The 13,402-nt window shown below is 49.6% G+C and carries 13 protein-coding genes and 1 riboswitch; of the genes, 5 read left to right on the forward strand and 8 right to left on the reverse strand.

Annotated elements, in window-relative coordinates; all coding sequences use genetic code 11:
- Positions 1 to 137: 137 nt before the first annotated feature.
- The 4 genes from BUA12_RS09195 to BUA12_RS09210 form a co-directional block, all read right to left on the reverse strand.
- Complete coding sequence (locus tag BUA12_RS09195) at positions 138 to 788, reverse strand: hypothetical protein (RefSeq protein WP_072710315.1); 651 nt, start codon at positions 786 to 788, stop codon at positions 138 to 140.
- 96 nt (positions 789 to 884) lie between these two features.
- Positions 885 to 2,420: a BCCT family transporter gene (locus BUA12_RS09200; protein ID WP_072710316.1), complete on the reverse strand. Its 1,536-nt coding sequence runs from the start codon at positions 2,418 to 2,420 to the stop codon at positions 885 to 887.
- A gap of 140 nt (positions 2,421 to 2,560) precedes the next feature.
- The gene (locus tag BUA12_RS09205) at positions 2,561 to 2,929 is read right to left on the reverse strand and encodes a fluoride efflux transporter FluC (RefSeq protein WP_072710317.1); all 369 of its coding nucleotides are present in this window, start codon (positions 2,927 to 2,929) and stop codon (positions 2,561 to 2,563) included.
- Positions 2,926 to 3,306 carry a fluoride efflux transporter FluC gene (locus tag BUA12_RS09210; RefSeq protein ID WP_245772794.1) on the reverse strand — a complete coding sequence of 127 codons (381 nt, stop codon included), beginning with the start codon at positions 3,304 to 3,306 and terminating at the stop codon, positions 2,926 to 2,928. The genes BUA12_RS09205 and BUA12_RS09210 overlap by 4 nt, the downstream gene beginning before the upstream one ends.
- 291 nt (positions 3,307 to 3,597) lie before the next feature.
- Here BUA12_RS09210 and BUA12_RS09215 point away from each other — a divergent pair, with 291 nt between their 5' ends.
- The 3 genes from BUA12_RS09215 (at position 3,598) to BUA12_RS09225 (ending at position 7,019) form a co-directional block, all read left to right on the forward strand.
- The gene (locus BUA12_RS09215; RefSeq protein WP_072710319.1) at positions 3,598 to 4,245 is read left to right on the forward strand and encodes a phosphatase PAP2 family protein; all 648 of its coding nucleotides are present in this window, start codon (positions 3,598 to 3,600) and stop codon (positions 4,243 to 4,245) included.
- 56 nt (positions 4,246 to 4,301) lie between these two features.
- Positions 4,302 to 4,468, forward strand: a riboswitch (M-box (ykoK) riboswitch).
- 226 nt (positions 4,469 to 4,694) lie between these two features.
- A complete protein-coding gene (gene mgtE, locus BUA12_RS09220) occupies positions 4,695 to 6,056 on the forward strand; it encodes a magnesium transporter (RefSeq protein WP_072710320.1) in 1,362 nt (453 codons plus the stop codon).
- A gap of 93 nt (positions 6,057 to 6,149) precedes the next feature.
- Positions 6,150 to 7,019 (forward strand): DMT family transporter, encoded by an 870-nt coding sequence (locus BUA12_RS09225; protein WP_072710321.1) that lies wholly within the window; start codon positions 6,150 to 6,152, stop codon positions 7,017 to 7,019.
- A 75-nt stretch (positions 7,020 to 7,094) separates the two neighbouring features.
- Here BUA12_RS09225 and BUA12_RS09230 read toward each other — a convergent pair whose 3' ends face one another.
- Together BUA12_RS09230 and BUA12_RS09235 are read right to left on the reverse strand one after the other, a co-directional pair.
- Positions 7,095 to 7,610, reverse strand: coding sequence for an O-acetyl-ADP-ribose deacetylase (locus BUA12_RS09230; protein WP_072710322.1), 516 nt, complete (start codon positions 7,608 to 7,610; stop codon positions 7,095 to 7,097).
- Positions 7,611 to 7,651: 41 nt separating this feature from the next.
- Positions 7,652 to 8,821 (reverse strand): serine hydrolase domain-containing protein, encoded by a 1,170-nt coding sequence (locus BUA12_RS09235; RefSeq protein ID WP_072710323.1) that lies wholly within the window; start codon positions 8,819 to 8,821, stop codon positions 7,652 to 7,654.
- A 445-nt stretch (positions 8,822 to 9,266) separates the two neighbouring features.
- On the opposite strand from BUA12_RS09235, the gene BUA12_RS13310 reads away from it, so the two are divergent.
- Positions 9,267 to 9,647 (forward strand): M15 family metallopeptidase, encoded by a 381-nt coding sequence (locus BUA12_RS13310; RefSeq protein ID WP_415735800.1) that lies wholly within the window; start codon positions 9,267 to 9,269, stop codon positions 9,645 to 9,647.
- Positions 9,648 to 9,723: 76 nt separating this feature from the next.
- On the opposite strand, the gene BUA12_RS09245 is transcribed toward BUA12_RS13310, so the two are convergent.
- Entirely contained in the window at positions 9,724 to 11,283 is a 1,560-nt protein-coding gene (locus BUA12_RS09245; RefSeq protein WP_245772796.1) for an ABC transporter substrate-binding protein, read from the reverse strand.
- Between the two features lie 189 nt (positions 11,284 to 11,472).
- Here BUA12_RS09245 and BUA12_RS09250 point away from each other — a divergent pair, with 189 nt between their 5' ends.
- Positions 11,473 to 12,063 carry a pyridoxamine 5'-phosphate oxidase family protein gene (locus tag BUA12_RS09250; RefSeq protein ID WP_084670098.1) on the forward strand — a complete coding sequence of 197 codons (591 nt, stop codon included), beginning with the start codon at positions 11,473 to 11,475 and terminating at the stop codon, positions 12,061 to 12,063.
- Between the two features lie 71 nt (positions 12,064 to 12,134).
- Here the strand turns inward: BUA12_RS09250 and BUA12_RS09255 are convergent, their stop codons facing one another.
- A complete protein-coding gene (locus BUA12_RS09255; protein WP_072710326.1) occupies positions 12,135 to 13,391 on the reverse strand; it encodes a M20 family metallo-hydrolase in 1,257 nt (418 codons plus the stop codon).
- Positions 13,392 to 13,402: the final 11 nt, after the last annotated feature.

Raw genomic sequence — 13,402 nt, forward strand, 5'->3', positions numbered from 1 at the left:
TAAATGCATTGCTTATCTTACAATGATTCAGCCGGAAAAAGTAGTCTTATGTTTGCAGGGGGCGTGTGCAGTAATGTAATCACCGAATCGAAAGCACCCGTCCTCATCCGGCAGCACAATGATATTCTTCTCCATCATCAAACTTCCTTTTCTTCATTTTGCCTACCGGCAAATAAAATTAAAAGCACTCCGCCGACACCGAGCACCGCGATGAACCAGGGGTGCATCGTATAATCAAAAACAGTCGCTGCATTGTAGATTGCAGACAGTATGAACAGCCCGGCCGACCATGCCAGCACGGTGAGGATCATCAACTTTCCATTTCCCAACCGGCCGTATAGCAGAAGGAATCCCGTGAATATGATTGCCAGTACGATAAAATAACCAAACGCATAGGCATCGCCGTAAATGATGAAGTATATGAATTCATACATCATGGAAGATGTTAAAGATACAATCGTCAGAACTTCCAAAAAAAATTTCAGGTTCATTTCACCTTTGACATGTTTATAAATGATCATCAGGGCCGTCAAGGCAAGCGCTGTGTAAAATATGCCCGAACCGCTTGGGTAGGCGAGCACGGCCAAGGGGTCATTTAAAAAGATGTCCAGATTCATGATGATTTTTATCATGAAGATGAAAATGAGCAGATTGACGAATTGCGAGAAAAGATCTTCCAGCAGGGGCTTCTTATCTCCATGGGTGTCCATCAGAGTGTAGATAATTCCGCCGGACAACGCGCTGATTGCGAGGATCGCAACTGAAATGAGTGTTTCTGTAATGACCATGGCAGTTCCTCCCAGATTCAGATTTTAACTCATTCTGTATACTATACGTGAATACTCAATGATAAAAGCCCTCCGGGGAGGGCTTTATCATCGGGTTCACTGATCCTTATTCTTCATGAATACTCTTCTATTGCCGCGGTTTTTATACCTCGGCCGCTCCTCGCTCAACGAGATGAACAGCGACCAGGTCATCAGTATGATGACGAGTGAGAAAGGCAGGGCTGCGACAATGAGCATATTTTGGATGGACTGTACACCGCCGGTGTAGATCATGATGATTGCAAAGGCGGATAATATGACACCCCAGCTGATCTTCACGATGCCGGACGGATGAATGTCCCCGTTCGTCGATAACATACCGAGGACGAATGTTGCCGAATCCGCGGACGTCACAAAGAAAATGACGATGACCACAACTGTGAACATGCTGAGCAGGTAGCCCAGCGGATATTGTTCCAGCATGGCGAAAGTCGCCGTTTCAGTGGCATAATCCGAAATCTGCGCAACGCCGTTCACTTCAAGGTTGATCGCCGAAGCGCCGAACACCGTGAAGAATATGAACATCACAAGCGAAGGCACCGCGAGCACACCGATGATGAACTCCTTGATCGTCCGGCCTCTCGAGACGCGTGCGATGAAGATGCCCACGAATGGCGCCCATGACACCCACCATGCCCAGTAGAATATCGTCCAGTCGCTCAGCCAGGCCATCTGATCTGCATCATTCATCGGTATGCGCAGACCCATCTCAAAGAAGCCTGTAATATAATTGCCGATCGAATGCGTGAACATGTTCAGGATATACAGCGTCGGTCCGACAAGGAACACAGCCAGCAGAATGAGGAAGGCCACCGACATGTTGAAATTGCTGAGCCGTTTGATGCCCTTGTTGATGCCTGCCCATGCCGACCATGTGAACAGGACGGTCGAGGCCGCAATGATCGCAAACTGGATCGGGAAATTCGACGGAATATCAAACAGGTAGCCGAGACCTTCGTTGATCTGCATGGCACCGAATCCGAGCGTCGCCGCCACACCTGTCACCGTTGCAATGACAGCGAGGATGTCGATCATTTTCCCGAAGACGCCCCGCGCCCTTTTCTCACCGATGAGCGGCGTCAATGTTGCACTCACAAGCCCCGGGTACCCTTTATGGAAATTGAAGTAGGCAAAAGTCAAAGCGACGATTGCATAGACGGCCCAGGCGTGGATGCCCCAGTGGAAAAAAGAATATTGAAGGGCTTCTTCGACTGCCTGATCCGAGCCCGGCTCAGAAACCGGAGAGGATATGAAAGCATGGCTGACCGGCTCTGCCGTCGTCCAGAATACAAGGCCGATGCCCATCCCCGCACTGAACAACATCGCGAACCAGGAAGGCAGTGAGAACTCCGGGTCTTCATCCGCCCTGCCGAGCTTGATGCTGCTGTAGCGGGAGAACAGCAGGTATACACTGATGACCAGGATGACCATGATCAACAGTAAATAATACCAGCTGAAATACGTTGAAATGAATGCTGTAATCTCCCCCGTGACCTGTTCGGTCTGTTCCGGCATGAATGCACCAAACCCGACAAAGATTACACAAATTGCAAGCGCCACCCAGAAGACCGAAGAAACCGATTTTAAATTCATAAAAATGCCCCTCTGTTCATTATTATGTTACATGACAAATTCGTGTGAAGTGATTTACATTTTTCCACTATATAATACATTCAGGCCGTTCTCAAGAAGAGGGGCGCCCGTGATCCCCGCGACCCCTGCGGATGGAATGTTCAAAGCGGTAAAATTCCGCCTGTAAGGAAGCCCAGGCAAACAAGCAACAACCCTCCGCCATAGGTGAGGAACATATATATCAGCAGTGCCTTTTTATGCTTTTTTAAATGCAACTGAAGTACCTCATAATTCAAGGTGGAAAATGTCGTGAATGCCCCTAAAAATCCGACCCCGAACAACAGCATCACCATTCCGCCGACCCCTGCACCTGTCAGGAGACCGATCAAAAATGAACCGGATAAATTTACGAAAAGCGTACCTGCAGGTATTTTTGACGAACCGTCACTGTTCCACCTGAGGCTGATGGCATAGCGGGCCATGGCCCCGAAAAAACCGCCGGCCCCGACCAGCATCATGGCTATCATCATTTGGACGACCGCCTCCCCGCCCCGAGGTATAAACCTGCATAACCCGATAAAATCCCGCCGAAGAAGCTCGCGGATATATACAGCCCGCCTGCCAGCATCCTCTCCTCCTGGAACATCCCCAGCGTTTCAATGCTGAATGCCGAAAATGTCGTGAACGACCCGATGAAACCTGAGGTGACTGCAGTTTTTATATTATCGGGAACTGAAATCTTCTTAAAAATCCCGGCAGCGAGCCAGGCCATCAAAAAACTTCCCAGGAAATTCACACTCAAGGTTGCGGCCGGAAAAAAAGCCCCTTCCGTGTATAACAGCACTCCGGCCGAATACCTGAGTGCGGCACCGAAAGCCCCCGCGATGCCCACCAATACATAAATCAATACCTCACCCCTTCCACCGTGCTTTCCAGGACTCATTCATGCACCATCGTCCCATACGCGTTTCCATATCATTTTAACATTTAAAGGGTCTCTTCTGCTGATGGGCCGGTGATTTTTATTTTTCAGTCACGCTCGGGCCGTGTCACCGGACGGACACAAAAATGAAAAATATTACTATGAAAGCGTCTCGTGATATTGTAGAATATAAAACGTAGTAATTACGATTAATGCGGGTTGTCATCATCAAACGTTTGTTGAACCGGATGACCCATTGCATGGATTGGACGCTTTATGATTTCAAATCGTTACAGAAACGGCATAATGATGGTTTCACTCGGTATATTCATCATAGTCACCTTTCTTTCATTACAGCATCATACGGTGACATTCGACCGCAGATTAATCTCCTGGATCACCGAAACCACGCCCGGCTATGCATCACAGTTGATGTCCGCCGTGACGATTCTCGGATCCGGTGAAGTCATTGTCATATTGACTTTCATCATCTTTTCAGCATTGATGCTGTATAGGAGGTTCGAGTATGCACTGATGCTCCTGATGGTCAGCATTGGAGGCATCGCGCTCAACTTTCTGCTGAAAATCCTCTTTCAGCGTGAACGGCCCGGGGATATGACCGTGATCGAAATGTTCGGCTTCTCACTTGAAGTGGCATCCTTCAGCTTTCCAAGCGGGCATACGATGCGGAGCGTACTGCTCTTCTCATTTTTGATCCTTTTAACCCTGCGCCATGCAGGAGCCAAGGTCATGAAAGTCGTGCTCACATTAATGCTGCTCTGCTTGATGTCGCTCATCGCAATCAGCAGAATTCTTGTGGATATGCATTTCCCGACTGACATCCTGGCTGCTGTGAGCATTTCCATCTTCTGGTTCTTTGCCTGTCTGGGACTGACCGAAAGACTCATGCCGCAAAAGCGATGACTTTGATTCAGGCTTCCTGCATGCATAATCGCAAAATCATTGCTTCAACCAAATGCATACATCCTCGTTAGGTGAGGCTCCTGTGCCGGAGATATGCTGCTGCCCAAAAATGTCCAAAGACGCCAATGGGTCAACAGGAACCATCGATATAAGGTGGTTTTTAATGCAGCTGGTATATATCCTATGCCGCACAGTGCTAAAGCTCTACGAATGGAGGGGATGCCGTCTTTCCGACGGCCGTATTAAGTCTGGCGCACCTTCCTTTCAGGAGAGGTGTGTTTTTTATTAGTTTTTTATTATGGAGGTGAGATGAATGAAGAAAAGCGCTGCAGACCCGGACCCCCGACCCATAACGACGGAAAAGACGACCGATGAAAAATATGACGGCCTTCCTCCATCTCACTTCCTTGTGACTTGATAGGGGCAGGCTGAAAAAACCGGGAGGATATATGACCAATACAAAAACAAGCAATACTGAACACTTAAAAAGCCTTTTGGCAGAGCGTCCGGGGAATGGTGATCACACCGAATTCAGGGCGGCCTTCCTCGCCCTCCACCCCACCGATCAGGCTGCCGTCTTCATCAGCTTTGAAACTGGGGAAAGACAGTCAGTCTATGACATCTTGACCCCGGAAGAGTTCTCATATATTTTCGAAGCACTTGATGAATACCAGCAGAGCGAAATATTCGAAGAATTGCCCGGTGACTACGGGACACTGATGCTGAACGAGATGTTCACAGATGACGTGGCCACCTTCCTCAATGAGATGGATGATGAGGGTGCTGAAAAGGTACTTCTGGAAATGGATCCGGGAGAAGCCGCAGCAGCAAGGGAAGTCATGGGTTATACCCCTGAAACCGCCGGTGCGGTGATGACAAAAGAAGTCGTGAGCATTGCCGCGGACGATTCCGTGGCCGAAGTTCTGGAGCAGCTGCGCAGGGCCGCACCAGACGCCGAAACCGTCTACTACCTTTACGTGATCGATGCCGAAAAAAGGTTGGCCGGTGTCATCTCCCTGAGGGACCTGATCACTGCACAACCTGAAGAATTGATAAAGGAGATTATGAGCACACGGCCTGTGTCCGTGAGAGAGGATGTCGACCAGGAGGATGTGGCGAGAATGATTGGTGACTATGACTTCCTCGCTGTACCCGTCGTCTCCAAAGATGGACAGCTTCTCGGCATCGTCACAGTGGATGATGTCATCGACATACTCGAGGAAGAAGCAACTGAGGACCTTGGTGAGCTTTCGGCCGTGAAAGGGGCCACCGATATCAACATCAGCCCCTTCAGAGCCGCAGGTAAGCGTGCCCCGTGGATCGTCCTGCTCATGTTTTTCGGTTTGATCACCGCTGGAGTGATTGGCCAGTTTGAAGAAACTTTGGAAGAAATCGTGCTTCTTGCCATATTCATACCTTTAATCATGGATTCTGCGGGCAATACAGGCACCCAGTCACTCGGGGTGGCAGTCCGCGGCCTCGCGCTCGGCACCATCCAAAAGAAGACCATCGGAAAGATGCTGCGGCGTGAACTTGGTACGGGGGTCATACTTGGGATGATTTGTATGGCTGTACTCGGCATCACCATCACTTTACTGTATGACCAGTGGCTGCTTGCCCTGGTGGTCGGCTTCTCGATTTTCTGCACACTCAGTATAGCCACCGTCATCGGGGCGACCGTACCGCTGATCATCAACAAGATCAAACTCGATCCGGCCATCGCTTCCGGTCCTTTCATCACAACGATCAATGATATACTCGGTCTCCTCATATATTTCTCCATCGCAACTTCACTACTCGATTTCTTTTAAAAAGAAATGGTTGATTGTTTCAGTGCGGGGTAAAGAAGTACCATATTATACATTGGACGGCAGTTGATGTAATCCATTCCGGGAGGACGTAAGATGAAATATACAGGTATCGCATTGGTCATGCTGGCTGCAATGTTCTGGGGCCTCAGCGGAGGCATTGCTGATATATTGATGGAAAGAGGCTGGGATCCCCTTGTGATTTCTTTCTACAGGGGCGCAGCCGGTTTCATATTCGTCTTCCTCTGGTTCCTGATCAACTTCAGGGAAAACTGGGTCAAATCCCCCCGCTTCCATTTATGGGCTGTGCTCGGGGGCATCGGCGTCGCCGGCAATTTCACTTTCTATTTCCTCAGCATACAGGAATCGAGCGTGGCTGTAGCCGCGACTCTGATGTATACAGCACCCATATTCGTTTTGCTGGCTTCTTTCATATTGAGGATAGAATACTCGACATGGTTCAAATGGGGCTGCGTCCTGTCGGTCATCATCGGCATCATCCTGCTTACAGGAGCCTATGATCCGGATTCCGTATCCACAGGCATTGCCGGAGTGGTGAGCGGGCTTGCCGCAGGAATGTCCTATGCTTTGTTCATCTTCAGTTTCAAGAATGCTTCTGCCATGGGAAAACCGCAGACAGTGCTCACCGTCGCATTCTTTTCTTTCTGCCTCATACTTGCAGCACTCATGGACATCGGAGAGGCGATAAGCGTCCTGACTTCGGATGATGTGTGGCTGTTCATCCTGCTCGGCATCGTGGGTGCCGGCGTATCTTTCATCATCTATGTGATCGGTGTCCGGCGTACAACCCCGACGACCGCTTCGATGGTGGCCATGGTCGAGCCCGTCACCGCTTCTTTATTCGGCGTCCTCCTCCTCGGGGATCAGCTTGCCATCATCCAGATCGGCGGAATGGCGCTGATACTGATCACGATTACAGTGCTCAGCGTCAAGCAGGCGGCATGACGGCGGTGTGAAGATATCAAATTGACGAAATCATTATAAAAGCCCTCCATATGGAGGGCTTTTATCATCCACTCATCATTCTGTGCCGGATCTTAAAGCTTTGTCATATGCGGCTTTGGTCTCCTCATCAAACAACACCCACTTGATCATCTCAAAAGCATCCGGGTCTTCTGCAGTCACTGCCCGCACAGTGTCGACTGCAATCGTGGCCGCCTGATCTACAGGGAAAGCATAGACACCTGTGGAAATGGACGGGAAGGCGATGGTCCGGAATCCATGCTCCACAGCCACTTCAAGGGACCTTCTGTAACAATTCGCAAGCAGCGCTTCCTCACTTTCATCTCCCCCGTGCCATATCGGACCGACTGTATGGATGACATGGGCCACCGGCAGGTTGTAACCGCTGGATATTTTGGCATCCCCCGTCTCGCAGCCGCCAAGTTTTTCGGTCTCTTCAAGCAATTCAGGACCGGCCGCCCTGTGGATTGCACCATCCACACCGCCGCCGCCCATCAGGCTTTTATTGGCAGCATTCACGATTGCGTCCACATCCCCGACTTTTGTGATGTCTCCAAGTTCAGTGTGAAGCATATGATCACTCCTTCAATATAAAATTTATATCAACAACTCAATCATCTGATACTTTCCATCAAATCCTCAAGGAAAAGCATATCATCTATCGGCTGCGTGCCCATTGGCTTCGGACGGGCGGATGAGATCGCGATGACCACTTTTTCCGCCGGATCGATATGGATGACCTGACCGTGGATTCCGATTGCCTGGAAGGCTTTGTTCTTTTTGGACTTCTCCGTCCATGCCGGCCACCACATCAGGCCATAGTCGACCATTTCACCGTTCTCAAGCGTCACCGGCTGCCCGGCCGTTTCTGTCCAGCCTTCCGGCAGGACCTGCTGGCCGCCCGCTTCACCACCATCCATGAAAAACTGTCCGAATCGTGCGTAGTCCCTCAGTACGGCGGAAATCCCGCTGCCGCCGATTTCATTGCCGTCCGGGGAATCGAGCCACCACGAAGCTTCACCTTCCATGCCGTACGGTTCCCAAATCTTTTCATGCAAGTAGTCGGATAAGCGCTTACCCGTCGCGCCGATGACGATCTCTCCCGCCACTGTGGTCTCACCCGTGGAATAATTATGGATATGGCCGGGCTTCCCTGCGGCGGGCAGATCCTTCATCACTTCAAGCAGTGCCCCCGGTCTTTGTGCGAGTTGTGCTTTTAAGAAAGCCCGGCGGTCGGAATCGGAGTTGGTGTATGTCTCGTCCCACTTCACGCCCGAGTTCATCCCCAAAATGTGACGGACGGTCGTCCCTTCATAAGCGCTCCCTTTCAGTTCAGGTACGTATTTGACCGTCGGATCATCGATGCTCTTAATATGACCATCTTTGATGGCGGCCCCCACCAGCGTCGAAGTGACCGCCTTTGCGACCGACATCGACATCCACCGCGTGTCGGGACCGTTGCCGTGAAAGTAATTTTCATAGACCAGCCTGCCCTCTTTCAGCACCACCATCCCGGTCACGGAGTTCAAGGCAATGTAATCGTATAAATCGTAATACTGCGCCGTCTTATCTGTCGTTGTATCTTTGATGCGTGATTTGAACGGCTGCAGAGACTGCCGTGACTGCTCGAAAGGCTCGGGGGTCGTGGAAGCGGGAATTGCACGCGTCGGAAATAGTCTTTCTATATTGCGGAATGTACTGATGGCCAATTCGGGGAACATATCCCCGTTATAGATGTTTTCTATGGTCCCGATCTTCTCATGTCCATGTCTGTAGGAATTCATCTTCATCCTCCTGCCTGTGTATTACATACCATTATACCCCACACCGGGAACAACCTTAAGGAATGTGACAGCATTCTGACAACAGGAGCATAAGGGTGTTTTTTTACAAGTGACTGATGTATACTCTGTCGTGGAAAAAATTTAAAGGTGGAAATATATCTTGATGAAGATTCTATTAAATATATTATTGATGTCCCTATTGACGCTCAGCGGCGGCGCGATGGTGGCAGCAAACATACAATCAACCGCTTCAATCGAAATTGATGAACATAAGACACACAGCACAGCGTTGAAATCAGTTTCAGGGTTGGCCACTGGCAGCTTGAAAGTGCCTGAGCCCCCGGTCCCTGAAGAAACTGAAGAAAAAGAGCAGGATGAAGACGAAAAGAGCACAGGCGAGCCTGAAAATCTCCACCCTGAAGTAAAGGACAAAACGGAGTCGCTCGTGGAAAAGGCGGAAGAGGAAGATATTTCAATCCGCATCACAGACGGCTTCAGGAGCCACGAAGAACAGGATGCACTCTTTGCACAGGGCAGGACGGCGCCCGGTCAGATCGTTACGAACGCACGAGGCGGGGAATCCTATCATAATTACGGCCTTGCGGTGGACTTTGCGATCGAAGACGGGGACGACCTGGTCTGGGATGTGGAGCATGACGGCAATGACAGCGGCACCTCCGACTGGGAGGAAGTCGGGGAGATCGCCAAAGACCTCGGTTTCGAATGGGGCGGAGACTGGGACGATTTCGTCGACTACCCTCACCTGCAGATGGATTTCGACACTTCCCTGGAGGAATTGGAAAAAGGAGATCATGATCTCTTCTAATGAATTCTCAAAATAAAGACGCTGCCAGCCATGATCAATATGGCTGTCAGCGTCTTTTTATATACTGCTGAATGTTTTACTCCTCGATGCTCACTTCGTACAGTGAAAAACTCGTATTTGGAGAAATGATCAGGTTTTCGACTGATTCGTGGTATGCAACACTCACATTTGCATGATGCATCGGCACCCAGACCGCATCATTTGTCGCAAATTCGTTTATCTCGTGAAGCAGCTCCATCCGCTCTTCCTGATCGATGGTCGTGCGGGACTGTTCAACGAGTGCATCGAATTCCTCATTATCATATCGAGCGCGGTTCGTTGCGCCTATATTATCAGAGTGAAGGTTGGGATAGAATAGTTCACTGCCGTCAGCAGTACTGTTCGCCCAGCTTATGAATGCCATTTCGTAATTCCCTTCCGCAGCCTGCTCAAGGAAGGCACCCCATTCCATCATTTCGATGCTTACTTCAAATCCCGCTTCCATCAACTGTGCCTGAACGATTTCACTCATGAGTACGAAGTGCCCCTCGTTTGCCACAAGCAACGTTATCGGCGTTTCATCGAAGTTGTTTTCCTCTATGATCCTTTGCGCTTCATCCGGATCATAGTCATAGCCGAAATCCCGGGCTTCTTCATCATAACCGAACACTTCCGGCCCTATGATACTGTTATCCTGTATGCCGGCACCATTCAACTGATCCACATACTCATCCCGGTCGATGGCATGTGAAACTGCTTTTCTGAATTCAAGATCATTGAAAGGCGACCTCTCCATATTGAAAGCCAGGTAATTGATGCCTGTGCCAGGTGTCACATCAAGCTCGACATCTTCCATATCTTCTATCCTCGGAATATGTTCCGAGGGGATGTTCGGCAGGAACTCCACTTGCCCGGTTTCCAGCATCCCCACAGCAGAAGCGTATTCCGGAATGACGTGCATGGTGACTGTGTCGAGATCAGGCGCACCTTTAAAGTAGTTTTCATTTTTGGTGACGACGATATTATCCCCGCTCGCCCATGATTCGAACTTGAAAGGTCCGGAACCGACCGGATCGGTCATGAGATCCCCGGATTCATCCGCTTCAGGTGAAACGATTGAAGCATTGACATGGGAGAGCGCCGCAAGCAAAGGACCGTATGGCTCCTCTGTATGAATGACCACAGTATACTCATCTTCCACTTCAATGGACTCGACGGACTCAAGTAATGATGCTCTCGGTGCGGCCCTCTCTTCATCAAGCAGCTCCTCAAAAGTATACTTTACGGCTTCGGCGTTTAAAGGTGTCCCATCATGGAACTCGATGTCTTCCAACAATTTGAATTCCCATGTAGTATCATCCAGGGCTTCGTATGACTCCACCAGATGAGGTTCGATTTCCATCGTTTCAGGATTATGTACAAACAAAGTGTCGTAAATCTGTTCAAGCATGTAAGCAGAGACCGAGTCATTGGTGTCTATCGGGGAGAGGCCCACTGCATCCGATGATGTGGCAAAAGCGATTTCCTGGCTGGTACCTTCCCCATCACTTCCTTCATCCGACGCTTGACCATCCACATCCGAATCATCATTGCAAGCTGCCAGAAATATAGTAAGGACTGCAACCAATCCGAAATTCCTGAATAAATTCATTTTCATTATCCACTCTCCTGTACTTTAATTTTTTTGAATGGTTATGATTATAACCCATGATAATTGAGGACACAATATAATATTTTTGATAATTAAAAAAATTCTGTTTTTTTAATTGTCATATAAATTTCTCCTTTCAAGCGATATCACCCCCTATCCTGATGGTAGAATGGGCGGTATATGAGGAGTGATCCAATGTCACAGGGTGAACGCACTTTACAGGAACGTTTCAATACAACGAAGCGCGCAAACGCTTTTTATAATAATCAGATGCTCGATTTTTTGAATGAGGAGATGCAGCACTTCATCAGCCGGCAGTCTTTCATCTTCATGTCCACGAGTGATGCCAAAGGCAACTGTGATTCGACTTTCAAGGCCGGCGACCCCGGATTCGTGCATATCATTGATGATCAACGGCTCATGTACCCGGAATACCGCGGCAATGGTGTCATGGCTTCGCTCGGAAATATCACCGAGAACCCGCATGTCGGGCTGCTGTTCATGGATTTCACGGAACATCACATCGGCCTCCATGTGAACGGCGGTGCTGAAATCATCGAGAATGATGAATTACATGTCCACGTGGATGAGGGGACGGTGGATGAATTGACCGTACTGCATGCCGGCCGTGCGGAACGCTGGGTGATGATCACGGTTCATGAAGCCTACATCCACTGTTCAAAACATATCCCGCACTTTATCGACAAGAACGCTTCAAACGACTGGGGCACAGATGATGTGAAGAAAAAAGGCGGGGATTTCTTCAACGTCCGGAAGGATAAATGATGATCCCCATGTTAAAAGGTGCCATTCTTTATAAAAAAGAATGGCACCTTTTAACATTGATCTTATTGTCATCATGATTTCTTCATCATCTTCAGGGTCGTCCTGTACATCAGTTCGGTTGCGACAGCGATATCGTCATATGTGGAAAACTCACGTGGATCATGGCTGATGCCATCTTTTGAACGGACGAAAAGCATTGCGATTTCAGAATGCTCCGCCATGGGAAGGGCGTCATGAAAAGCACCGCTGGTCAGCTCTGTAATCCGGGGGATCCCCATCACCTTACTTTGTTCCCGCATGACATCCAATATATTTTCACTGCATGCTTCCGGATTCATTTTAGAGTCTTCTTCAATCCTGACTTCCAGCTGGTTTTCTTCTGCGACCTCTTCTATATAAGCCCTCAACTGCTTTTCATACCGGTTCCTACGTTCAAGATCGATGTCTCTCAGATCTACTGAAAAGGTCACCTTCTCAGGCACGATTGCCCTCGCATTCGGCTCGACGGTGATACTCCCCACCGTTCCGACCGTCGGTGCGTCCGGCTGCTGCCCGACAATCTCCCTCAGGCCGGTGATCACTTTTGAAGCACCGACCAGGGCATCTTTCCTCAAGGCCATGGGCACTGTCCCGGCATGTCCGCCCTGACCGGTCAATTCCACGGTCAGCCATAACGGACCTGAAATCCCCGTCACGATTCCGACCGGTTCATCTTTCTCTTCAAGAACAGGCCCTTGTTCGATATGCATCTCTATATAATCTCCAATGGAACCCGCCGGGTATTCGGACGATTGGAGTGCATCCGGGTCGGCACCAAACGCCTTCAACGCCTCTCTTCTTGTGACACCCTCAGCATCTGCGCGTTCAAGTTCGTCATTTTGCAACTGCCCATTGATCCCCCTTGAACCGAACAGGCCGATGCCGAACCTGTAACCTTCCTCGTCACAAAATGCCATCACTTCAATCGGCCGATCCGGTTCAAACCCATTTTCCTGCAGCGTTTCAACCACTTCCAAACCACCCAGCACTCCAATCGGACCATCAAACCTTCCTCCGGTTGGCTGGGAGTCCAGGTGGGAACCAAGCATCAATATCGGGGCCCCGGGATTTTTCCCTTCAAGCCGTCCGATCAGATTTCCGAAATTATCCGTACGCGTCTTCAAGCCTGCCTCTTCCATCCACTGCCTGGCCAGTTCAATGCCCTCTTTATACTCACTGGATAATGCCAGCCTGCAAACACCGGTCTCCCCCAGCTTTCCGATTTTGGAGAGGGCTTCCATCCTCTTCTCAAGTCTTTCCTGATTGATCGTCAATTTGGTTTTAATCATTCATAATTCTC

The sequence above is a fragment of the Lacicoccus alkaliphilus DSM 16010 genome (assembly GCF_900142805.1).
GTDB lineage: Bacteria > Bacillota > Bacilli > Staphylococcales > Salinicoccaceae > Lacicoccus > Lacicoccus alkaliphilus.

Excerpts from the sequence above, each read along its gene's own strand:
- BUA12_RS09195 (WP_072710315.1), bottom strand. The coding sequence starts at position 788 with ATGGTCATTACAGAAACACTCATTTCAGTTGCGATCCTCGCAATCAGC.
- BUA12_RS09200 (WP_072710316.1), bottom strand. The coding sequence starts at position 2,420 with ATGAATTTAAAATCGGTTTCTTCGGTCTTCTGGGTGGCGCTTGCAATT.
- BUA12_RS09205 (WP_072710317.1), bottom strand. The coding sequence starts at position 2,929 with ATGATGATAGCCATGATGCTGGTCGGGGCCGGCGGTTTTTTCGGGGCC.
- BUA12_RS09215 (WP_072710319.1), top strand. The coding sequence starts at position 3,598 with ATGATTTCAAATCGTTACAGAAACGGCATAATGATGGTTTCACTCGGT.
- mgtE (WP_072710320.1), top strand. The coding sequence starts at position 4,695 with ATGACCAATACAAAAACAAGCAATACTGAACACTTAAAAAGCCTTTTG.
- BUA12_RS09225 (WP_072710321.1), top strand. The coding sequence starts at position 6,150 with ATGAAATATACAGGTATCGCATTGGTCATGCTGGCTGCAATGTTCTGG.
- BUA12_RS09230 (WP_072710322.1), bottom strand. The coding sequence starts at position 7,610 with ATGCTTCACACTGAACTTGGAGACATCACAAAAGTCGGGGATGTGGAC.
- BUA12_RS09235 (WP_072710323.1), bottom strand. The coding sequence starts at position 8,821 with ATGAATTCCTACAGACATGGACATGAGAAGATCGGGACCATAGAAAAC.
- BUA12_RS09245 (WP_245772796.1), bottom strand. The coding sequence starts at position 11,283 with ATGAAAATGAATTTATTCAGGAATTTCGGATTGGTTGCAGTCCTTACT.
- BUA12_RS09250 (WP_084670098.1), top strand. The coding sequence starts at position 11,473 with ATGTCACAGGGTGAACGCACTTTACAGGAACGTTTCAATACAACGAAG.
- BUA12_RS09255 (WP_072710326.1), bottom strand. The coding sequence starts at position 13,391 with ATGATTAAAACCAAATTGACGATCAATCAGGAAAGACTTGAGAAGAGG.